Annotated in this window: 13 protein-coding genes; 7 read left to right on the top strand and 6 right to left on the bottom strand. The window is 51.8% G+C overall.

From position 1 onward, the window contains the following. Positions 1-104: 104 nt before the first annotated feature. Both AC2215_RS15390 and AC2215_RS15385 read right to left on the bottom strand, forming a co-directional pair. Positions 105-338, bottom strand: coding sequence for a hypothetical protein (locus tag AC2215_RS15390; RefSeq protein ID WP_486810899.1), 234 nt, complete (start codon positions 336-338; stop codon positions 105-107). A 105-nt stretch (positions 339-443) separates the two neighbouring features. Then, positions 444-1,754 (bottom strand): peptidylprolyl isomerase, encoded by a 1,311-nt coding sequence (locus AC2215_RS15385; RefSeq protein WP_486810898.1) that lies wholly within the window; start codon positions 1,752-1,754, stop codon positions 444-446. Positions 1,755-2,254: 500 nt separating this feature from the next. Here AC2215_RS15385 and AC2215_RS15380 point away from each other — a divergent pair, with 500 nt between their 5' ends. The 7 genes from AC2215_RS15380 (at position 2,255) to AC2215_RS15350 (ending at position 18,954) form a co-directional block, all read left to right on the top strand. After that, on the top strand, positions 2,255-5,635 hold the full coding sequence (locus tag AC2215_RS15380; RefSeq protein WP_486810897.1) for a S8 family serine peptidase: 3,381 nt from the start codon (positions 2,255-2,257) through the stop codon (positions 5,633-5,635). 445 nt (positions 5,636-6,080) lie between these two features. Then, the gene (locus tag AC2215_RS15375; RefSeq protein ID WP_486810896.1) at positions 6,081-9,593 is read left to right on the top strand and encodes a S8 family serine peptidase; all 3,513 of its coding nucleotides are present in this window, start codon (positions 6,081-6,083) and stop codon (positions 9,591-9,593) included. Positions 9,594-9,733: 140 nt separating this feature from the next. Beyond that, positions 9,734-10,000 carry a hypothetical protein gene (locus AC2215_RS15370; RefSeq protein ID WP_486810895.1) on the top strand — a complete coding sequence of 89 codons (267 nt, stop codon included), beginning with the start codon at positions 9,734-9,736 and terminating at the stop codon, positions 9,998-10,000. A 169-nt stretch (positions 10,001-10,169) separates the two neighbouring features. After that, positions 10,170-12,002: an FG-GAP-like repeat-containing protein gene (locus AC2215_RS15365; RefSeq protein WP_486810894.1), complete on the top strand. Its 1,833-nt coding sequence runs from the start codon at positions 10,170-10,172 to the stop codon at positions 12,000-12,002. Positions 12,003-12,275: 273 nt separating this feature from the next. Then, entirely contained in the window at positions 12,276-14,114 is a 1,839-nt protein-coding gene (locus AC2215_RS15360; RefSeq protein WP_486810893.1) for an FG-GAP-like repeat-containing protein, read from the top strand. A gap of 191 nt (positions 14,115-14,305) precedes the next feature. Then, positions 14,306-15,073, top strand: coding sequence for a hypothetical protein (locus AC2215_RS15355; RefSeq protein ID WP_486810892.1), 768 nt, complete (start codon positions 14,306-14,308; stop codon positions 15,071-15,073). A 302-nt stretch (positions 15,074-15,375) separates the two neighbouring features. After that, positions 15,376-18,954, top strand: a complete 3,579-nt coding sequence (locus AC2215_RS15350; protein WP_486810891.1) for a two-partner secretion domain-containing protein — start codon at positions 15,376-15,378, stop codon at positions 18,952-18,954. Positions 18,955-18,973: 19 nt separating this feature from the next. On the opposite strand, the gene AC2215_RS15345 is transcribed toward AC2215_RS15350, so the two are convergent. The 4 genes from AC2215_RS15345 to AC2215_RS15330 form a co-directional block, all read right to left on the bottom strand. Beyond that, on the bottom strand, positions 18,974-20,065 hold the full coding sequence (locus tag AC2215_RS15345; RefSeq protein ID WP_486810890.1) for a hypothetical protein: 1,092 nt from the start codon (positions 20,063-20,065) through the stop codon (positions 18,974-18,976). A gap of 216 nt (positions 20,066-20,281) precedes the next feature. Further along, on the bottom strand, positions 20,282-22,138 hold the full coding sequence (locus AC2215_RS15340; RefSeq protein ID WP_486810889.1) for a CHAT domain-containing tetratricopeptide repeat protein: 1,857 nt from the start codon (positions 22,136-22,138) through the stop codon (positions 20,282-20,284). Between the two features lie 16 nt (positions 22,139-22,154). Next, a complete protein-coding gene (locus AC2215_RS15335) occupies positions 22,155-23,090 on the bottom strand; it encodes a DUF1822 family protein (RefSeq protein ID WP_486810888.1) in 936 nt (311 codons plus the stop codon). 228 nt (positions 23,091-23,318) lie between these two features. Then, positions 23,319-24,026: a hypothetical protein gene (locus AC2215_RS15330; RefSeq protein ID WP_486810887.1), complete on the bottom strand. Its 708-nt coding sequence runs from the start codon at positions 24,024-24,026 to the stop codon at positions 23,319-23,321. Between the last annotated feature and the right edge of the window lie 358 nt (positions 24,027-24,384).

Here is a 24,384-nt window from a genome sequence, read left to right as displayed (position 1 = left end):
TATAATCTCTTTAAAAACAAAACCAACTCTGTTGACTCATACGGAGAAATAGCCTAAACCCTCAGTCTGAGTCACATCGGGGGAGTTCTCAATGCCACTGGGTACTAACCGTTAATGCCATAACGGTTAATTCCATCTCCAGGGCGGCGAGGCTCCCCCTCATCGCGTTCGGCTTCGACGAGCAACCACTGCTGCTCGCCAGAAACCGAGGATGCACCCATATGACTATCTGTATTGAGACCCGTCAGTCCGGTCAGTCCAACACTGACGCACAACCCAACGATCGATACAGAGGATACGCAAGTCATCTCAATACTTTCGCGGACAAATCTCATCATTGTCTTCTCCACACCTTTCATATGTCATCAGCACCACCCGGCTGCTTACTTAGCATCCTAACGATCGACTGTGAAGAAGTTGTGAATATCTACGTACGCACCAGATTAGCCGATGCCTAGTCCGAGATCTCCACTGCCCACGGCAAGGGTTGCGCCCTGTACCACATCGGGGGTGGTATTCTGAACGCGACCTAAGATATCACCTCCAGTGACTTGAATCAGAGTATCGGCATCGAGAGCGACAAATTGTACCGTCGAGAAATCGATATCTCCAGCTACAATAATCCGATCGCCCTCCGCTGCGTTAAAATCGACAATGCGATCGACCACTTCGGCATCTTGCTGACCCAATTCGGTTTCCGTTCGTAGGATAAACGTATCCGCTCCGGTTCCCCCAATTAAGACATCCGAACCAAAATCGCCGATCAGGAAATCGTTTCCTTCACCCCCGGTCAGAGTGTCGTTATTTTTGCCACCTCGGAGAAAGTCATCCCCCGCTCCCCCATCGAGGTTGTCATTGCCGACATTTCCGTTGGCAATGTCATTACCAACACCGCCGGTCACCACATCGTCACCATCGAGGGCCCAGAGGCGATCGTCTCCTCCAGCTCCTTGCAAGGAATCGTTGCCTTCGTTGGCGTAAAAGATGTCACTCGACTCCGATCCCAGTGCCGTATCGTTTCCACCCAAGAGAACCGTTCCCACGGGATTTTGGGCGTTCAGTTCTGGGGTGAGTTGTACCGTATCGTCCCCGTCGGAACCCACACTGAATGAGAGGGGAAGGCTATCGGCATTTAACTGGTTGATATAGCTATTGAGCAGCGTTTGGTCGGTGACAATTTGCGAAACCCGACTGGGGATAATACCGTCGGTAACTCGAGCAGCTTCAATGCGATCGCCAATTTCAATCTGTTCGATGACGCTAAAATCGCTGGTGACGTTACCGAATACCGCAAATCGACCGTCTAAACTGAAATTGTCTACTAAGTTGAAATAAAACTGAGAAGACGCCGAATCGAGCGCGGTCGCTCGGGCCATGGCGATAGTCGCGCGGGTATTCGAGAGAACTGGTGCGGGGTCGCTGAAGGTCTGGTTAATGAGCGGTGTATCCGACCCTTGGGGTTTGATTTCAAGCGGAATCGTGCGCTCTTCTCCGGTCGCCGGATCGATAAAACCCCCCGTCCCCAATTGACCGCTAAAGTTGGGATCGAGGCTTTGGGGGTCGCCGCCTTGAACGACAAAATCATCGACGACGCGGTGAAAGGAAATGCCGTCATAGAACCGACGCTCGACGAGATCGACAAAGTTGCCGGCTGTAATCGGTGCGTTCGTACCATCGAGTTGAATCGTGATGGGGGAACCGTCAACCACCATGACGACGGTGGCTAAACCTGGCAGTTGAGCAAAATCTTCCATGTTTGTAGACCTAAATATTGCTAGCAGAGCGTTCGATTCGAGAGCGAGGGATGCAGATGGACTCTCTAGTGGCGATCGTTTGCGGTTTTTGAGTAGATCGACCGATTTTGACCCCAAATGCGAAGGCGCTGGAGAGAGGACATCCCTCGTTCCTCTTAATTATCCACGATCGACTTTGGCGATCCCGGATATTGGGGAGGGCTTTAGGGGCACAAGCATTTGGGCGATGAAGGATGGGTCAAACGAAACCTCACAAAACCAAATGCTTTGCCCTCCTTGGAGGCAGAGGAGGCAGAAGAGGCAGGGAAGGGATAGACGATCGCTTTTTTTCTGGCAAGTATGAAGTTATGTAACGATTTTGCCGATTCGCAGAAATTGGGGGATAGCCAGACCGATGTAAGGGTAGAAGTTCGATCGCGCGTTTTGTGGTTTTCGTATTGGTGTTGGCGCGATCGAGCGAGTTTCAGGGAGTTCGTACCGAATTAGAGGAAGGATGAATCATGGATGAGTTGTTGACCCTAAATTTTCCCGCTAACAATCTGGTTTTGCTGCCGGGAACTCCCAACGATGATGAATTATTCGGCAGCGTGCAAAATGAAGGGTTATTGGGCTATGGCGGGAACGATTTAGCCCTTGGCTATGGTGGAGACGATTGGGTATTTGGGAACGAAGGTAACGATAGCTTATATGGAAATGAAGGGGCTGACGTCCTTCAAGGCGGAAAAGATAACGATTTTATATTTGGTGGATTAGATAACGATATCCTTTCCGGAGATAATGGTAACGATATTCTTTTAGGAGAAGAAGGTAGCGATACACTGTGGGGCGGTGGAGGATACGATCGATTTGTTATCGGCAGTGGCGATGCAGACCCGGCGAATGCCGATCTGATTTTAGACTACAGTGGCGGTGAAGATTGGCTGGAACTCACCGATGGCTTGACGTTTGCCGATGTCGAAATTGTCTCCGGTGCGGGGGATGATGACAGTGACACGATCGTGCGCAATCGGGCGACGGGAGAGTCGATCGCGGTTTTACGAGGGTTCGACCATTCTGGAGGAACGGAATTTGGTAACGACGAGATGACGCTCATCCGGTTGCATGAAATTGTGCCGGAAATGCCCGAAGAGCCGATCGAAGAACCACCGGTCGATCCAGTCATGGAAGCCCCCGAAGAAGTCGATGAAGAAACCCCGGTCATCGAGCTAGAGGGGGATATGTCTCAGACGGAGACTGACGAACGAGAAGTGACCGTCGATCCGGGGAATACTCCTGAAGATGCTTATCCCTTGGAAGTGGGTTCCAATACCCTGGTTTACAGCGATCGGGTCAGCAGTACCGATACCGAGGACTACTACGTCTTCAGTTTGGGAGCTGCCAATAGTCTTTCTCTAGACTTGGATATTTTCACCGGCAACGCTCAAATCGAGCTGCTCGATGTTAATCAAAACGTTATCGGCTCCTCCCAAGACCCCGGATCGATCGGCAATTCCATCTCGGCCCCCCTCGAGGCGGGAACCTATTACATTCGGGTGGAATGGTCGGATGTGGTCACCACAGACTACAGTATCAATCTCTCGGTGACTCCCCGTACGAGTGGGATTACCACCACCGGTTCCGAGGAAGAGTTCGAGCTATTTACCGAAGAGTCGGGGCCGCTCATTAACTTGACCCCTTCCGATGATGAGGACATGGAAGCGTTCCGCAGCGATCCTCGGTTCGGCAACATTGACGGTAGCGGCTATGCCACGGTAATTATCGACAGCGGTATTGACACCAATCATTCTTTCTTCGGCGATCGAGTGGTTTATAGCTACGATTTTGCCGATAACGATGCCGTCGCCCTCGATCGCAACGGACATGGAACCCTCGTCTCGAGTATTGTGGCTTCCGAGGATACCACCTATCCGGGTATCGCTCCCGGTACGGACATTATCCATCTCAAGGTGTTATCCGATGATGGTACTGGAACCTGGGGCAATGTCGAACAAGCATTGCAGTGGGTGGTCGAGAATACAGACACTTACAATATTGCCAGCGTCAACCTATCCTTGGGAGCTGGTAATTTCAATCAAGCTATCTCTCCCGAATCCGTTGGTATCAGCGACGAAATCGAACAGATCGTGGCGCAGGATACGATCGTCGTGGCAGCCGCTGGAAGTAATTTCTATCAGTATCAAACCGATCCCGGTATTGCCTATCCGGGTGCCGATCCCAACGTTATCGCGGTGGGTGCGGTTTGGGATAGCCGTAATGGCGTGGAAATCTGGGAAGACGGTGCGATCGATTTTTCAACGGATGCCGATCGCATTGTCAGTTTCTCCCAACGTCACCCCGAACTCACTGATATCTTCGCACCCGGAGCCTATATTACCGGTGCGAGTCCTGGCGGAGGCACCACCGAACAGGCTGGAACCAGCTTTGCCACCGCGCATATTTCCGGGGTTGCCGTTCTCGCCCAACAGCTTGCCCAGCAAGAACTGGGTCGCCGCCTGACCTCTGAGGAATTCCGCAATCTCCTCCAGTCCACAGGGGTAACGATTAACGACGGTGACGATGAGGACGATAACGTTGTCAATACCGGGGCGGACTACAAGCGCGTCGATGTCCTAGGGTTAGCCGAAGCCATTGTCGCTCTCAACCCGCCTCCCGCTCCGGAACCCGAGCCGTCTAACTTAGTCCGCTACGACTTTACTTACTACTACGATGGCTTTACAACCGAGAACGACTACTACACGGGTTACGTTTACGGAGAAGCGGGCGAGTTAGAGGTGGGAACCCTCTACGATGTGGTTCAACCCGATGTCAATAACGAAACCGGTTTCGATGGCTACTACTACATTACCGATGCGACGGTTACCAACGACAGCGGTCGAGTCGGTGAAGTATTCGTCAACGAATACTTCGATGTCGACTCTAGCGGCGAAAGCTATACGCCTTTTTACTTCCAAAACGGCTATGCTTCGGGCATCAACGGTCTCGGCACCGAGTACGACTTCATCACGGCAAACGGAATGTTTGATGATTTCGGTCTCGATTTTGCCGAAGCAGACCTCGATTTTGTAGATACGACAGAAAGCTTATTTGTCGGCAGCCTGAAGAACGATCGCATTTTACAATTCAATGCCGAGACGGGTAACTTTATCGATGTCTTCGTTCCTACGGGAAGTGGAGGACTTGATGGCCCGTTAGGATTGACCATCGGTCCCGATGAGAATCTTTACGTCAGTAGCGTTGTCAACCACCAAGTACTGCGTTATGACGGGGAAACTGGAAACTTTATCGATGTTTTCGTTCCCACCGGAAGTGGAGGACTCGACGAACCGGACTACTTAGCCTTCGGTCCCGATGGCAATCTCTACGTCAGCAGCCGAGATAACGATCGCGTGCTGCGCTACGATGGCGATACCGGAAGCTTTATCGATACTTTTGCTTCCGGTGGTGGCTTGAGCGTACCCGATGGCTTAGCCTTCGGACCTGATGGCAACCTCTACGTCAGTAGCGGTTTGACCAACCAAATTCTCCGCTACGACGGTCGCTCTGGCAACTTCATGGATGTCTTTGCCTCCGGTGGTGGGTTGAACTATGGAGATGGAATTACATTTGGCCCCGATGACCACCTCTACGTCAGTAGTTTGTTTAGCCATGAAGTATTGCGCTATGACGGCGTGACCGGAGAATTTATTGATGAATTTGTTGCCGCCGGTTCTGGCGGTCTGAACGAGCCGGGTGATGTCACCTTTGGTCTCGATGGCAATCTCTACGTCAGTAGTGGAACGGACGAACTTTTGCGTTATGACGGAGTGACGGGAGAATTCATTGATAGCTTTGCATCGGACGATCGTCTCGATCGCCCAGTGGGATTAGCTTTTGTCAACTAAGACGAGGTCGATCGCGATCGAGGGGCATCGATTGTCTCTCGATCGAACTTTTTCGTAAAGTAATGTAACGATTCCGCCGATTCGCAGAAATTGGGGGGTTCCCAGACCGATGTAAGGGTAGAAGTTCGATCGCGCCTGTATTGCATCAACAATATTTGCTCGAACTAAGGTTTCAGGGAAGTTGTTTTCAAGTAATAAGTAATCGGTTTATGTATTCAGCATTCAGTACTCAGAATTTAGCTCTTCAATAAACCACGATTACCATTCATTCGATTGGAGTTTTTCTTGTTCGATCGAATGACGAGTCTGCGGCAGTTTAATCCGTTTAAAATAATTTCTTTTCTCCGTGCAATCGATCTGAATACTGACCGTTGAATGCTTAATTTCTGAGTTCAAACTTATTACTTATTAATTATTACTTAAGTTCCAAGGAATTATATCGATCGTGAATGAGTTTTTGACCCTAAATTTTCCCGAGAACGAGCTGGTATTACTGCCAGGAACCCCAAACGACGACGAGCTGTTGGGTGGCTTGCAAAATGAAGGTTTATTGGGCTACGACGGGAGCGATCGCGCAGTTGGCTATGGTGAAGACGATTGGTTATTTGGAAATACAGGAAGCGATAGTTTATATGGCAACATCGGCGCTGACGTTCTTTACGGGGGCAAAGATAGCGATTATCTATTTGGCGGCAGAGACAACGATATACTTTTTGGAAATATCGGCAACGATTTGCTATCGGGAGAGTTAGGAAACGATACGCTAATTGGTGGAGAGGGAGACGATCGATTTCTTCTCGGGTCGGGAGAGACGAACCTGGCAAATGCAGATTTGATTTTAGACTACAGTGGCGGGGAAGATTGGCTGGAACTCACCGATGGCTTGACATTTGGCGATATCGAAATTGTCACGGGCACCGGGGAGAACGATACGATCGTACGAGATCGAGCCACGGGAGAGTCGATCGCGGTTTTACGAGGATTTGACCATTCCGGGGGAACGGAATTTGGCAACGATGAGATGACCCTGATTCGGTTGCATCAAATTGCGCCGCAAATGCCCCAAGAGCCGGTAGAACCGCCGATAGAACCGCCAGTCGAACCACCTGCCGAGCCGGTAACGGATGCTCCCGAGGAGGTGGATGGAGAGACCTCAGTTGTTGAAATCGATCGCGACATTCCCCAATTTGAAACCGAGGAACGAGAGGTCAGCGTCGATCCGGGGAATACTCCTGAAGATGCCTATCGTTTGGAAGTCAGTTCGACGACGCTAGTTTACAGCGATCGGGTCAGCAGTAGCGATACCGAGGACTACTACTTCTTCAGCGTGGGTGCCGAGAATAGTTTTTCTTTAGACTTGGATATCTTCACGGGTAACGCTCAACTCGAGCTGCTCGACAGTAACCAAACCGTTATCGGTTCCTCTCAAGATACCGGATCGAGCAGCAATGCCATTTCTGCTCCCCTAGATGCGGGGACGTATTACATTCGGGTGCAACAATCGGATGTGGTGACGACGGACTACAGCCTGAATCTATCGGTTGCGCCGCGTTTGAGTGGGATTACCACGACCGGTTCCCAGGATGAATTTCAGCTCTTTACCGAAGAATCGACGCCCTTAATCAACCTGACCCCTTCAGATAGCTCAGATACCGAGGCGTTCCGCACCGATCCTCGATTTAGCGATATTGACGGTAGCGGTTATGCCACGGTGATTCTCGATACGGGAATCGACCTCGATCATCCTTTCTTCGGCGATCGCATCGTTTATAGTTACGATTTCGCCGATGGGGATGCCGATGCAAGCGATCGCAACGGACATGGTTCTAACGTTTCCAGTATCGTCGCGTCCGAAGATAGTTCCTATCCCGGCATCGCGCCCGGTGCGGACATTATCCATCTCAAGGTTTTCCCGGATGGTAGTAATGGGGCCCGAGCTGCGGATATCGAACAGGCCTTACAGTGGGTCGCCGAAAATGCAGACACCTACAATATTGTCAGCGTCAATATGTCCCTTGGGTCTGGCAATTTCGACGAGGCTGTTTCTCTGAATAATCCCGGCTACAGTGACGAAATCGCCGCATTAGTCGAAGACGAGATTATGGTTGTGGCCGCTGCGGGAAATAGTTTTTATCAGTACGGACCGGGTGTTGCCTATCCGGCTGCCGATCCCAACGTTCTAGCCGTGGGTGCGGTTTGGGATGGCAATAATGGTCCTGCTTTCTGGGGCGACGGCGCGATCGATATTTCAACGGATGCCGATCGCATTACCAGTTTCTCCCAACGCCACCCCGAACTGACGGATATCTTCGCTCCCGGTGCCTATATTACCGGAGCCGGTCCCGATGGCAGCACGCTTACCCAGGCGGGTACCAGCCAAGCTTCCCCCCATATCGCCGGGGTTGCCGTTCTCGCGCAACAGTTGGCGGAACGAGAATTGGGTCGTCGCCTCACCCTAGATGAATTCCGCAATCTGCTTCAATCTACAGGGGTAACGATTAACGATGGTGACGATGAATTTGATAACGTTGCCAATACCGGCGCGGACTACTCGCGGGTGGATGTTTTGGCATTAGCCGAAGGAATTGTCGCCCTCGATAGCGAAGAACCACCCACCCCAGAACCGGACCCGTCGGATCTCGTTCGCTATGAATTTACCTACTTCTACGACGGCTTCACGACAGACAACGACTACTATACGGGCTACGTCTACGGCGCGCCGGAGGAGCTTTCAGTCGGCACGCGGTACGAAATCTATCCACCCATTAATAACGAAGCGGGTTTCAACGGCTACTACGAGATTACCGATGTCAGCGTGGCGAACGATGGCAGTGCCGAAGCCGGTGAGGTGTACGTTACCCAATACTTCGATGTCGATTCGAGCGGCGAAAGCTACACTCCCTATCATTTTGCCAATGGCGGTGCTTCGGGGTTCAACGGGATTGGCAGCGAGTACGATTTCGTAGAAGCCAACGGCACGTTCGATGGTTTCGGCCGCGATTTTGCGGAGGTGGATATTGAGGAACCGGCAGTGGTTGAGCCACCAGATGATGGGGATGATATGGAACCGCCAGTGGTTAACCCGCCAGATGATGGGGATGATATGGAACCACCCGTGGTTGAACCGCCCGATGATGGGGGGGATGTCGATACAACTGAAGGCTTCTTTGTCAGCAATCTGGCAAACAGTAGTATTTCGCGCTTCGATGCCACAACGGGAGACTTCATTGAAATCTTCGTTCCCGATGGAAGTGGAGGACTCGTCGCTTCGTACGACTTGACCGTTGGCCCCGATGGTCATCTCTACATCGCTAGTTTTAGTACAGATGAAGTGCTCCGTTATAACGGAGCGACCGGAGACTTTATCGATATTTTTGCCTCGGAGGGTGCATTAGATGGACCTCGAGACTTAACCTTTGGCCCCGATGGTAACCTCTACGTTAATAGCTCTGAGACCGATAAAGTGTTGCGCTACGACGGTCAGACGGGAGATTTCATCGATGTCTTTGCCTCAGAGGGTGGGTTGGATTCCCCGGAAGCCGTGACCTTTGGCCCTGATGGTAACCTCTATGTTAGTGATGGTTTCTTCGGTAAAATTCTTCGCTATGACGGTCAGACGGGAGACTTTATCGATGTCTTTGCCTCGGATGATGGTTTCTACTCACCAGATGGCTTTACCTTTGGACCTGACGGCAACCTCTATGTCACTGAACTTTTCAATCGTGTGTTGCGCTTCGACGGTCAGACAGGAGACTTCATTGATGTCTTCGTTCCCGATGGTTCTGGCGGTCTAGATTTTGCCAGGGATGTTACCTTTGGACCCGATGGTAACCTCTACGTTAGTAGCTCTAATACGGACGAAATCTTGCGCTATGACGGAGTAACCGGAGAGTTCATCGATCTCTTTGCATACAATGACAGTCTCGACCATCCTGTTGGATTAATTTTTGTGGATTGATTCGCTATGGGGTCGAGATCGAGAAACATTCACAGCCTCTCCACCCCCTCTATCGACCTCGCGTAACGTTGTGTAAAAAATTTGGCTGCTTGCAGAATTTTGGGGTGAAAAAACCGAGTTACCTGTAACGGTTCGATCGAGTGGCTCTTAATCTTGGGCGATCGCATTGTCGATTGCCCGCCCAAATTATCGATATTCTCGGTAATTTCGGTTTCGGATATCGCAAAAACGACAGCAGCAACACGGAGTTTGGGGTGGGACACAATCGCGATCGATGGATGGCAATATTCGCAGCAGCGATCTACTTGGGTTTCGTCTGGATGGACGGTGGAGAGCGAGGTCGCAATCGAGGTGGCAGTCAATGTATCGAACCGCCATCGCACTCGGTGATGACCGGAAGTCGCTGAATCCGGCAGAGATGGATTGGCATTCTGGGATCGAAAATGTAAATCTATGTAACAATTTGCCAGCATTTGCAGAAAAGAGATAGCAAACGGGCAGAAATGTTTGTAGTGGCTCGATCGCCATCTGACACATTCTGTTTTCTCACTGTTATCCAACTCCGGAGCGTTACATATGGCAACCATTAGCGGCACCTCAAACAACGATCTACTAGAAGGTTCCCTCGAGAGCGATTTAATCGTTGCCCTCGCCGGAGACGATCGCCTCTTGGGCAATGGCGGAGATGACGAACTGTTTGGGGATGCCGGAAGCGACGAACTGTTTGGGGGCGATGGAAACGATACTCTCATCGGTGCGGTAGGCGTACCGGTGGAAAACGATCGCGATGGCGCAGATCTGCTCTTCGGCAACCAGGGAGACGATCTACTCTTCGGAAATCGGGGAAATGACACCCTCGAAGGAGGGCAGGGAAACGATACCCTCTTTGGCGGCAAGCAAACGGATATTCTGCGCGGTGGCGATGGAGATGATGTCATCCACGGAGATTTGGCTGTAGCCGATAGCGTTACGGATTTCGATCGCACCGACTACTCCGCTAACGATGCACCGATTGGTATTGTGACTGTCGATATCGACGGCGATGGAGACCAAGATGTGGTCGTTGCCAATCCCGGACGAGGGTCGAGTAGTTTCAAGAGTGGCAATACCATCTCGATCCTGCGCAATAACGGGGATGGCAGCTTTGCCGCCCCCGAAAGCCTGACCACGGGAGTGGGACCCTCCGTGGAGGCAGGGGATTTCGATCGCGATGGGGATTTCGATCTCGTCACCGTCAATGAAACAGATAATACGGTCTCTCTACTGCGCAACGATGGGGTGGGAAACTTTTCCCCACCGGAGAACTTTATTGCTGGCGATCGCTCCTTCGTCAACGAACCTGCCGACCTAGACGGCGATGGCGATCTCGATCTGGTCATCACCAATACCGTTGGGATTAGCTTCTTGACAGCAATTACATTTGGCAACACCATCTCAGTCCTGCGCAACAATGGCGATGGTACTTTTGGCACGCCAGAAGATTTGACCGTGGGCGATGGGGTTCGTGGTGTCACCTCCGCCGACCTGGATGGGGATGGAGATTTGGACTTAGTGAGTGCCAACCGAGGGGATAATACCCTTTCGGTACTTCGCAATAATGGCAATGGAACATTTGCCGCACCAGAAAACTTGGTTGTGGGTCAAGAGCCGACCGGAGTTGTTGCCGGTGACTTTGACGGGGATGGGGATGTAGATTTAGCCAACAATAACTTTGATGAGGCAACAATTTCCATCCTCTACAACAACGGTGATGGCACCTTCGGACAGACCGTCACCCTCGCCACCGATGAATTTCCCGGTATTTCCACACCCACCGACTTGGATGGAGACGGAGACCTGGATTTGACCTTGAGCCATTCTGTGTTTTTTCTCGGTAGTGGAGACACCGAAGGCACCACGATTTCTATTCTCCGCAACAATGGCGACGGCTCGTTTGCCTCCCCAGAAAGCTTCCGAGTGGGAAATACGCCCGCAGGAGTCGCGATTGCCGATTTGGATGGCATTCGCTACCAGGATATCGTTGCCCCCAGTTTCGATAACGACAGCATCACCGTGTATCTCAACCAAGCCTTTGTTTCCGAAGGGGATACCCTCACAGGGGGGGCGGGGTCCGATGATTTCGTCTTCAGCCGACCGGGTACGGAGGGGGATACGATTACCGATTTCCAACCCGGTGTCGATCGCATCGTCCTCGAAGGCAGAGAATTCGGCCTGACTCCCGGTGCGGTTACCCCCGAGCAATTTGCCCTCGGCAGCGTTCCCATGGATAGCGACGATCGCTTTCTCTACAACATCGGCACGGGGATTTTACTCTTCGACCCCGACGGCACGGGAGAAGCCACCCCATTTACGATCGCCGCATTGAGTGGCGCACCGACGATCTCGATGGCGGACATTGCGATCGTTTGAGGGGGCTGGTTTGAGTTAGGACGACGCATACATACTCAATCTAGTGGCTATGGTGCGCTTCGTGCGGCAACAGATCCGACAAGTAGACGCTTTGCGTCAATCCTGTGAGCGATACATGGATTTGCATTTGCCCTCGAAGAAGTCAATCCACGTAACGATTTTTCAGGAATTTCACAAAGGAGACAGAGACCTCGCATAAATCCTTCTAGAGACTCGATTTCCATCTGACCCATTCTCAAGATTCAACTGTTATCCAACTCGGGAGCGTTACATATGGCAACCATTAGCGGCACCTCAAACAACGATCTACTAGAAGGTTCCCTCGAGAGCGATTTAATCGTTGCCCTCGCCGGAGACGATCGCCTCTTAGGCAATGGCGGAGATGACGAACTGTTTGGGGATGCCGGAAGCGACGAACTGTTTGGGGGCGATGGAAACGATACCCTCATCGGTGCAGTAGGCGTGCCGGTGGAAAACGATCGTGATGGTGCAGATCTGCTCTTTGGAAACCTCGGAGACGATCTACTCTTCGGAAATCGGGGAAATGACACACTCGAAGGGGGGCAGGGAAACGATACCCTCTTTGGCGGCAAGCAAACAGATATTCTGCGCGGTGGCGATGGGGATGATGTCATCCATGGAGATTTGGGTGTTGCCGATAGCGTTACGGATTTCGATCGCACCGACTACTCCGCTAACGATGCACCGATTGGTATTGTGACCGTGGATATCGACGGCGATGGAGACTTAGATGTGGTCGTTGCCAATCCTGGAGCCGATCCGAGCTTTCTCAATCCCGATAGTGGCAATACCGTCTCGATCTTGCGCAATAACGGGGATGGAACATTTGCCGCCCCGGAAAGCGTCACCACGGGAGTTGGGCCCTCTGTCGCATCTGGGGATTTCGATCGAGATGGGGATTTCGATTTAGTCACCGTCAATGAAACAGATAATACGGTGTCTGTGCTGCGTAATGATGGGGTGGGAAACTTTGCCCCACCAGAGAACTTTATCGCCGGCGAGCGTTCTTTCATCAGCGAGGTGGCAGATCTCGATGGCGATCTCGATCTCGATCTGGTCATTACCAATACCGTTGGGATTGACCTGGATACGGCGATTTATTTTGGCAACACCATCTCAGTCCTGCGCAACAATGGCGATGGGACCTTTGGCACACCAGAAGATCTGACCGTGGGCGATGGGGTTGTTGGTGTTACTTCCGCAGATCTGGATGGCGATGGAGATTTGGACTTGGTGAGTGCCAACCGAGGGGATAATACCCTCTCGGTACTTCGCAATAACGGCAATGGAACATTTGCCGCACCAGAAAACTTGGTTGTCGGTCAAGAGCCTATTGGAGTTGTGTCCGGTGACTTCGATGGAGATGGGGATGTAGACTTGGCCAATAGCAACTTTGATGAGGCGACGGTTTCTGTTCTCTACAACAACGGTGACGGAACCTTCGGACAGACCGTTACCCTGGCGACCAATGAATTTCCCAGTATTTCCACACCCACCGACTTGGATGGAGATGGAGACCTAGACTTGACCTTGAGCCATGCTGTTTTCATCACCCGTAGTGGAGAAACCCGGGGCAGCACGATTTCCATTCTCCGCAACAATGGCGACGGCTCGTTTGCCTCCCCAGAAAGCTTCCGAGTCGGAAATACACCCGTAGGAGTTGCGATTGCCGATTTAGATGGCATTCGCTATCAGGATCTCGTTACCCCCAGTTTCGATAACGACAGCATCACCGTCTACCTCAACCAAGCTTTTGTCTCGGAAGGGGATACCCTGACTGGGGGAGCAGGAGCCGATGATTTCGTCTTCAGCCGACCGGGTACCGAGGGGGATACGATTACCGATTTCCAACCCGGCGTCGATCGCATCGTCCTCGAAGGCAGAGAATTCGGCCTGACTCCCGGTGCAGTTGCCCCCGAGCAATTTGCCCTCGGCAGCGTGGCCCTCGATGGAGACGATCGCTTTCTCTACAACATCGGCACGGGGATTTTACGCTTCGACCCCGACGGCACGGGAGAAGCCACGCCATTTACGATCGCCGCGTTGAGTGGCGCACCGACGATCTCGATGGCGGACATTGCAGTTGTTTGAGGGGGCTGGTTTGAGTGATGCATGGATTGGCATTCTGCGCTCGAAAATGTAAATCCATGTAACGATTTTCCAGCATTTGCAGAAAAGAGATAGCAAACGGGCAGAAATGTTTGTAGAGGCTCGATCGCCATGTCGATCGAATCCCATCGCATCCATCAGAATACACTTCAAGCACTTGCCCGGAAACGATCGTGTCTAAAAAACCGGAAACCCATTTCAAAAAAGAAGTGAAGCGACGCGCGCGTCGAGAGAAAAACCATGGAGGATTCAAGCTCGGACACGAGTTGGGAATACCGCTGTGGATCGCGTTTTGTGTGGGCATCGCCTGGGTTTATTCGTCTTGGGTTCGTCAAGGCAATGCCGACGTGACTAGTGTCAATTCATCCTCAGAAACCGTTAATTCGATCGTAGAGCACTACAGTGCGTTCAAGCAGCTCGAACCCGTGCCGCCCGAACCCGTGCCGCCCGAACCCGTAGAACTCCCCCCCACTGGAGTCTTGCAAGCAGCAGAGTTTTTTGACGAGTGGGAGGTTGCCCAACTTCGCGTATTCCTAAGAGCGCCCGTCGCCGATGACGAGTCGTCATTACCCAAAACTTGTTCGGGGAGCGAAAGTGTCTGGTCCGTCGAGCAGCACCGTTTCCTCCAAGTGGTGGACTGGGACTCGAATACAATTATCGCCACAGCATTTGTTCGTGCGGGGGAAATGGTTGAAATTCCCCTCCCTTACGGAGCTTACAAACTTCGATTTGCCGTCGGTAACGAATGGTATGGAGAAGAAGAGATGTTTGGCTCGCAGTATATTTACGAAATGACGGAGCGGTTTTCCTCTGACGCGGCCAAGTTTCGGTTTTCAAAGTTTACGCCGGGTTCAGATGTCGGCTCGTATTGTCCCAACGGAAATTTGGGTAAGAAATGGATTAAGAATGATGCGTTGCCAGCTCAAGATCGGGAAATTTGATGGGTCTAATCCAAAGGCGAATTTAAGACCGAGTGGCATTGTCGGGGTCTTAGCGCAGCCATGCCGTAGGCTATACGGCAGTTGACCCCGATCCGGATTTAGATACTCAGCAAACCCGCGATTCGATCGATTCGTTCCCCAGACCAAATTGCGAAAAACCCTAAATTGCCGTGGAATTGACATCTAAATTGGCATTTTTTCTGGTAACGTCAAAGTCATTCGCCATCGTCTCATCCGAAAGTCCTTAATTTCCCAGTATTCAGTCCCCTAACCATTTTGACAATCGAAAGACTCTCAATTTTATGACAACTCCAAGGTGCGATCGAAGTTCGAGCCAGATTTTCCCATGGCTGATGCCAATTGTGGCGATCGCAATTTGCCAGGGAACGCAGAAGAATCCGGCGATCGCTCAGCTAATCCCCGATAATACTTTGGGAGGAGAAAGTTCGATCGTCACGCCGTTGGATGCGTTGAGCGATCGCATCGATGGCGGTGCAATTCGCGGGAGCAACCTCTTCCACAGCTTTCAAGAATTTAATATCGATGCCGGACGGGGGGCGTTTTTTGACAATCCCGCCGCCGTGGAAAATATCCTCACCCGCGTCACTGGCGGTAACCCCTCTGAGATTTTCGGCACCTTAGGGGTGCTCGGCGATGCCAACCTGTTTTTAGTCAATCCCAGCGGCATCGTATTCGGTCCCGATGCACGGTTGGATGTGGGGGGTTCGTTCTTTGCGAGTACCGCTGGGGGGATTCTGTTTCCCGACGGCTACGAGTTTAGTGCTACCAATCCCGACGCGCCGCCATTACTGACCGTTAACGTTCCCATCGGCTTGCAGTTTGGAGCGAATCCGGGGGGAATTGTTAATCAGTCCGTGGCGACGAACGATGCGGGGGAAGTTCGGGGGTTGTCCGTGCCATCGGGAGAAACCCTGGCGTTGGTGGGGGGCAATGTTACTCTCGATGGCGGCAACCTGCAGCCGCGCGGGGGACGAGTCGAGTTGGGCGGCTTAGCCGGTGTGGGAACCGTTGGGGTAAATGCCGATGGGAGTTTGAGTTTTCCCGAGGGGGTGGAACGGGCGGATGTCTTGTTAGATAACGAAGCGAGAGTCAACGTTCGGGCTGGTGGTGGGGGGGAGATTGCCGTTCGTGCTGGGAATTTCCAGATGTCCGGCGGCAGTGTGATGCTTGCGGGGATTGAATCGGGGATGGGTGCGCCGGATGCCCAGGCGGGGGATATTTCGATCGATGCAACCCAGAGCATCGCCCTGAGTGAAGCCAGTCGGATTTTTAATGGCGTGCTGTCTGCGGATTCAACGGGCAATGCCGGTGATATTAACGTCGCGACTCAGTCGTTGTCTGCTACAGGCAGCAGCGGTATTATAAATTTTACCGATGGACTGGGAAATGGCGGTGCGATAACGGTTCTTGCCACCGATACGCGCTTAGAAACGGACAGTTTTTTTCAAAGTGCTGTCTTTTCAGACGGGGTTGGCAATGCCGGTGACATCGATGTTGCGACGGGTTCCCTGAATATTACAAGTCTCGCGGGATTGACTTCTTTTACGGAAGGAGAGGGTAATGCCGGAAACATCAAAGTTCGTGCCGATACCGTTTCTGTGGATGGATTTACCGCAAATCCCGATGGCAGCACGTTTTTTAGTGCGATTCAAAGTTCAGTCGATCTTGGGGGGATAGGGAATGCCGGTGATGTGGAAATTTCGGCGAACTCCGTATCTCTCTCCAATGGAGCATTTTTGGGTTCTAGAACTTTAGCACGGGGAGATGCGGGGAAAGTCTCGATTCGTGCCGAAACTGTGACCTTCGATAGTGGGAGTGGAGTCCAAAATCAAGTGTTTCAAACGGGAGTGGGGAGCTCGGGGGGAATTGAAATTGTGACCGGTTCTCTATTCATCTATGATGGCAGCCGCTTGGAAAGCGATACGCTCGGACAAGGGAATGCAGGGAAGATCGAGATTCGAGCTGCGGAGACCGTTGTTTTAGATAGCTCTTTAGATGGGGTCGATCGATCTGCAATCTCTACTGGTGTAGACTCAGATGCAGTGGGTAACTCCCAAGGAATCGACATCACCACAGAATCTCTGATTCTCAGAAATGCTTCTTTGGGAACTGCTACCTCTGGAGAAGGGAATGCCGGTCCGATCGCGATTCGAGCAACCGAGATCGTCTCGGATAATGCAGTCTTGGGAACTTCTACTCTCGGACGAGGCGATGCTGGTAAGATTACCATCCAGGCAACCGAGATCGTCTCGGAAAATACGATCGTCTCTAGCATCATCGGACCTGAAGCGATCGGGAACTCACAAGGTATTGAGATTACCACTGGGTCTTTATTTTTCTCTAATAGTTCGGGAGGAATCGCCACTTTTACTCAAGGAGAAGGGAATGCTGGCAATATTTCAATTCAGGCAACGGACTCCGTTTCCTTGGACAATGCCAGCATCGGTAGTTTTGTCCAATCAAGAGGAATCGCAGAAGGAATCGGAGAAGGCGGCGATATTTCGATTACAGCTCGAACCCTTTCTCTGAAAGATACAAGTGTATTGGCTGAAACCAACGGACAAGGCGATGCGGGTAATATCTCGGTTCGGGTGGCAGACTCAGTGACCGTAATAAGTTCGTCGAGTTTTTCCACTGCTGTACGCGACGAAGGAGGGGGTCGGGGAGGCGAGATCGAGATCGAAACGGGAGACTTCTTTTTAGGAGAGGGTACGAGTTTAGTGACCCAAACTGATGGACGAGGAGATGCAGGGCGAGTGACGATTCGAGCCAGAAATTCCGTGACCCTCGATGGCAGTTTGATTTCAACGGAATTACTTCCTGATGCGATCGGTAACGCTCGAGAAGTCGAGATTACCACTCCCCAACTCGTCCTCACTGATGGTGCCCAGATTCGTGCCACCACTAACTCGCGAGGAGATGCCGCATCCGTAACGATTCGAGCGGGCGATTCCATTACGTTGGATGGTGGCAGTTCGATCTCGACGAGTGCATTGCCCAATGCCGGGGGAGACGCACGGGGTATCGATCTGAGAACCGATCGCCTGTCTCTGAGCGGTGGTGCCGAGATTGTAGCATCTAGCCAGACGAGTAATAGTGATGCCGGAGCGATCGAGGTCGATGCCGATCTCATTCGTCTCGATGAATCCTCCATCAACGCTGACACAGATGGTGGTGAAGGCAATATCACCCTCAGTTCCCAGGTATTCATCCTCGAAAACAACAGCGAGATTATCACCGAAGCATCTGGAAACCGTCGCGGCGGCAACATCACCATTAACTCCGGTGGGATCGCCGCCCTCAATAATAGCGATATCACTGCGAATGCTTTAGAAGGACAAGGAGGCGATATCAGTATTACCGCCCAAAGCATTTTCGGAACGGAATTTCGGGAAGGAGTAGACGATACCCCCGAGAGCGATATTACCGCAACGGGGGCAAATCGGTTGCAAGACGGTTCGGTACAAGTGAATGCAGAAGTCGATCCCACCTCCGGTCTCGTCAGCCTGCCGGACACCCCCAAACCTCCGACGATCGGGAAAGATTTTTGCTCCCAACGACGGGGGAGTGAATTTATCTTCACCGGACGGGGAGGGATTCCACCCCAACCCAGCGACCCCGCCAGTCCTACCACCGTCTGGCAAGATTGGAGCCTGACTGAAATCCCGGAAACCCCCACCACAGTGGCAACTCCAGAGGCAACCATGCCGAAAAGCGATCGCCTCGTAGAAGCCCAAGGGTGGTACGTCAACGAAATCGGTCAGGTGGTGCTGACGGCGAATCCCATCACGACAACCCCCCATCAATCGGGACGAGTACCGATCGAATGCCAACTCCCAGAACGGGATGCCGATGGATAGCTTCAGGATCGGCAGCGGGTTAAAAGTCTTCTAACAACTCTTCCACTTCCAGAACCCGATCTCCATCTTGCACCCGTTCGTAGAGGATTTTCGCCTCGCTCAATTGCGATATCGCCTCCTCCGTTCGACCCATTCTCCGATACACGTGCGCCAGCCGCACGCGGGTCAAGGCTTCTCCTTTTTGGCGACCTTCCACGGCGGTCAAATCGATCGCCGCTAAATAGGCCTCTTCCGCCCGCCCGAGCAATTCGATGGTGCTGTACAATTCCCCCAACTGAAGGTAGATCGCACCCGATCGATTCCCCGATGCGATCGCCCCTTCCAAAAACTCGATCGCCTCCGCCCACAAGCCTTTTTCCAGGTACACGTAAACCTGGGGCGGAACCTCTGCCATGGCATCGGTGGGTTGCATCGCCAGTATCTGGAGTGTGTCTGCGCGATCGGTTTCGCTGAGGAGATTAAACCGAGTCGTCGCCGTGGAACCGTTATCGGCCATCACCGTCAGTTTGTAACTCGGTCCCGCATCCAAAGGTGCGTCCCCAGAATAGACGATTTCCGTCCCGGCAACTTCCATCGGTCCCCAAATCACCTCTCCTTGCTCTAGCGTGACTGTATATCCACTCGCACCGGGAACCTCTTCCCAGCGAATCGTGGGTTGAGCCGTCAGCAGTGCCGTATCGCGGGGGCTGAGAATTTGGAGGGCATTGGTATCGAAAATATCGGGATTGCGACCGCAGCCGGGGTTGGTATTGTTGGAATCGCACTCTTCCACTGCCGGACAGATGGAAGTGACAGAGGCGGGAATTCCCACGGGTAAACTGCGCGCCATCCCATCGGCAGCGCAAACCGCGATCGCCCTCGAAGAAGCCACCAGTTTGACTCGATCGCCTGAGCATAGCTCACTTCCCGGTGCGAGGGGACGTTCTGAGCGATCGGACAATACGATCGATCCCCCCCCTTCTAGTACTTCGATTTGTCCGTACAATCGGCATTCTTCCGTCGGTGCGGCCATGGCTGGCAGGGTATGCCAATCTCGATGTTGAGGGTCGAATGCCAACGCACTTGAAAGTAGCAAAGTGGCGATCGCAAAGGGCATTTGTGAGTATTGCATCGTCGATCTCGCAGTAGACAGGATAACGTTCTCCCATAAACTACCGAAGTCCCGACGTTTTACCAACTCAATTTTCCTCAGATCGCACTCATAATTTTCAGAAAAGATTCATTTGTTGAGGAATGGGGTGTGGGGTGTGGGGTGATGGGGGGACGCGGTGACAAGGAAGAGCGTCGCGACTCGCCCATTGTCAATTGTCAATTGTCCATTGTCCATTCACTCTCCCACCGCCTCCCCTGCTCCCGAAGCCCCCGAAGCCCCCGAAGCCCCCGAAGCCTGCTCCAACCGTTGCCGAGCCATCTTTTTCCACTCCGACTCCGGAACGACATTATCGGGAACGAATTGCCAGCACGATTGCCACTCCTCGAGGGCAGCTTCGGGTCGATCGAGTTTTTCCAAGACTTGCGCCAACAGGCAATTGGCCGTTCCGCCTTCGGGTTCGATCGCGATCGCCGTTGCTAAGTGTTCCTCGGCTTCGCGATAGTCTCCCAGTTTCCAGGTTCCCGGCTTCATCAGCAACGCCCAGCCCAGGTTTTTGCGAACCAGATACTCTCCCAGCTCGCTTTGGGTTTGCTGCATTGGTCCCAAACAGCCGCGCAACAACTGGTCTGCTCGTTGGTAGTCTCCCTCTAAAATGTCGAGAAAGGCTTCATTGTTACACCCCCACGGATCGCCGAGCAGTTTGGATTGGTGGAACTTCTCTCGAGCGAGATCGAACTCTCCCATTCGCTGGTAGAGATAGCCGAGGTTATTGAGTACTCTCGGTTTGTTTGCCCCCAACCGCAGGGACAGTTCAAAATAGAATCGCGCCCGATCGAATCGCTGGGCCACGATATTTTCCGCCCCCAATCGATTGAGACGCACGCCGACGGGGTGGATGGCAGCGGGATAGGCGATCGCCCCCAACCCACATACAGCCGCAATGGCAGCTGTTTTCCCGACGGTGCCGAACCGTCGGGGAGATGCCCGGAGATCGGCTACCGGAGATCGGAGATATTCTTCCCAGGTTAACGGCACTTGAGCCGGATTTTGGTAAATCACCGGCAACCACGTGGCACAGGGAAACTCTTTCTCCAACCCCTGTAACTGTTCCCGTGCTTCCCGCACCGACAGATACAACGATTTCCCACTGGCAAACGCCCGCAGAAAGTATCGCAAAAATGCTTGTGCCACCGGATCGGGCACTCTCTCGCGCATGACGATAACCTGGGGGATGAGGATATCATCGAGCGATCGCGCCAGTCCCAAACCGTCGCAGGAATTGAAAATGGCCAGTTGCAAGCCGTTGTTGGTCGCCGTTCGCAAGCCGTACCACAGTTCCCCCAGCGTCAAGCTATCGTTGGCATTGAGATACAGTCGCCCTTCGTTACCCTGGGTTTCGCTATGTCCGGCGAAGAAAATAATATCCCAGTGCTGTTCCCAGAGTCGATCGTTAATTTGCTGCCGTTGGGGTTCGATGAAAATGTCAATTTCGGCGCGATCGCCCAGTTGTGCGAGTAGTTGGCGATCGGTTTGAAGGTCGATTCCCTCGCTGCTACCGAAAATGGCCAGCACTCTCACTTTCTCTCTGGCACCGGACGATCGCCTCTCTCGCCGCCGATACTCCCAATATCCCAGCCCGATTTCCCCTTTCTCGTAGTCTCGTTTCAATAAATCCCATTCGTGCCACGGCAGCTTTTCCACCATGGGATCTTGAGTTTGCACCAACACCCGCACTTCTTCGGGGCGACTCACGAAACCCCGCCATTCTTCTCGAATCCGCTGAAACGATGGGGATTTCAGCCATCGATTGAAGTCAGTTTCGAGTTGTTTTGCCGACTGCTTGCATTCTTCAATTCGCCGGTTGACATGACCCCCGTAAAAGACTTCCGGCTGCTTGATGCGATAGGTTTTGCCCAAATCGCGATAGGTTTCGTCCCAATGCTGGCACGATCGCTCGGCAAGTTGGGGGTTGGCGGGTAATTGACCGTGAAGTTTTAAATCCGGCACTTGACCGTCTTCGCCGAGTTCCAACCCCACCTCAAAGCCCGATTCTAAAGTGCCGCTGAGTTTCAGAACCACAAGCTTTGCCATGGCGATCGCTTTCCCTTCAAACTAGAAAGGATTCTGTCACGATCGCCTCATTAAACGCAACTCGAACCCCAAAGCGTTCTCCGGATTCGGCAATAAACTTCACCTGAATGTTTTCCGTAGTTCGGGCTTCAGCTTGAATGACTTCAATGTTGGCTTCATCAAGGACTGAGAGTCGCAGATTTTCCGGCAGATGGGTATCGGTTTCTAGGGGGTAGAGTTTGACCCAAATTTCAACTTCTGAGTTTGCCATGTCCAAGTCTTCCATCGGCACCATTTCGATGGCTAAAGCGATGGGATATTGGATGTTTAAATTTAGGATTTTGGCACGGGTTATCGAGCGATCGGAGGTTGGCGTCGGCACACCGCGATACCGCCACGCTAGCTGAGTCTTTGGAAATAGCGATTCGAGGGTTTCCCAACCAGCTTCAAATGCGTCGTTCCACCATTGAAAGAGTTTAATGGGATCGCGATTTTTTTGAGAGTCGATCGCGTCTTCTAAATCGCAAATATAGTTTAAAAAATTATCTAGGGATTCTAGCGAATCGAGAGATACCATTTCTCGGGTTGCCTTTTTTATAAATCCGACAAGTTCGGCATTGGCGAAAGATTCGTCCAACCGAACGGCCATGTAACCGAGGCGATCGCCCCAGGTTTCGGCGGGAATTCGCACGGTGCGATCGCCGGGTAAAATCGGACAGCATTCGAGTTGACCGATGCCGGAAATTTCAAGGGTTGAAAAATTCTCAAAAGCAGCTGTAGAACCATCGAAATTCTTCAACTCTTCGGTTTGAATTTCCATACATTTGAGGTAAAATCGAACTGCCCCAGAAGCCAGAACGTTGGCATAGACTTCCTGAGCGCGATGGGGATGAAATTGAGTGCTTCCCCATTTGCGAGCAGTTTGAATATCCTCTCCAGTCAGAGGAACCGTAAAAGGAATTGAGCGAGTCATGGTTAAAAGCATTATAGATCTTGAGTACGGATGAGATCGGTCTGAATTGGAGGGTCGGAATCGTTTGGCTCGGGTTTAATCTTGAATGTATCTATCGCCCTTCTCGCGCCTCATGAAGTACAGAACTTCTGTTTTTAGAAAATCGGAAATTGGGTCGGGGGAAATCAGAAATAGAATTTGGTTTTACCTCATAAGACTGAGAATTTATAGAATAGGTTTCGATAACTTTTATTTTCTTAAATAATCCCGAAATAATGGATAAAAATCTGGCATTTTTTTGTTAAAGAAACCATAAATTGTTTGAATTGAAAGTTGTAACTCTTCAGAAATTTCCGACCAAGTTCGATCTTCCCAAATATGAGCGATCGCCAAAAATTTTAAATTCGCATCGGGTCGATCGCGAACGTGTTCTCGACTGAAGATCCCATCGGGATCTTCTTCGATAAATTGCCGAAGTTCCCTCGAGTTCGATCGCGTTTCTTCAGAACTGAGAATATTTTCTAAATCCTCCGGCGCGCTCACCCCTAAAAAGCTTCCTTTTCCCCCTCGATCTCGAGGCGAATCTGAAGAAGCATTCCTCGATGTAGATCCATTTTTTGGCACGGATGTCAATCCTTGCTTGCGATATTTGGCCATGGCATCGGCTTGGCGTTTTTTGAGTAAAAAGTTACACCATTGACGCACCTCTTTTTTAGGATTATAACTGTCAATTTTTTGACAAATTTCTAATAGCGTCAAACTCAGGGCTTCTTGATGAATTTCCCGACGATCGAACTCAGATGGCACGGCGGGAACGACCAAACGACCCGGTTTTAAAAGTTCCGCACAAAGCTGATTTAATGCTAACCGTCGTTGGCGACTTTTCGGTGGATGCTCTTGAGCAACGATCGCTAATTCTTTTAATCGCCGATCTAAATCGGCGGACTCCTCAGGCATAATCTATGGTAGTGGCAGTGGACCCCTCGAACCCTGGAATACCCAGCATCGACGGATTCTCGATAACAGTGGGAGAACTGACCCTCCTATAAAAGCTTCGGGTTGCCGGTGTGGGGTTTTCTGCGATCGGTGCCGAGTTTTTACAATTCTTTATATATAACGTGAATTCGCGTTAAGCTTTTGGCAGTCATCCCCAGTCAAGCTGAAGTTCCCCGATTGGGGATGGGTGGGAAAGCATGATTCTCCTACATGAGATTGAGTTTTCTCTCGAACACCTCAATTTTTAACTCACCAGAATCAACGATGACGCTTTTCTATAGCAGTCGCCACAAAGAGCGCAGACAACACCAGACAATTG

This window comes from Zarconia sp. (assembly GCF_057467645.1).
This window is presented reverse-complemented; position numbering and strand designations above follow the sequence as displayed.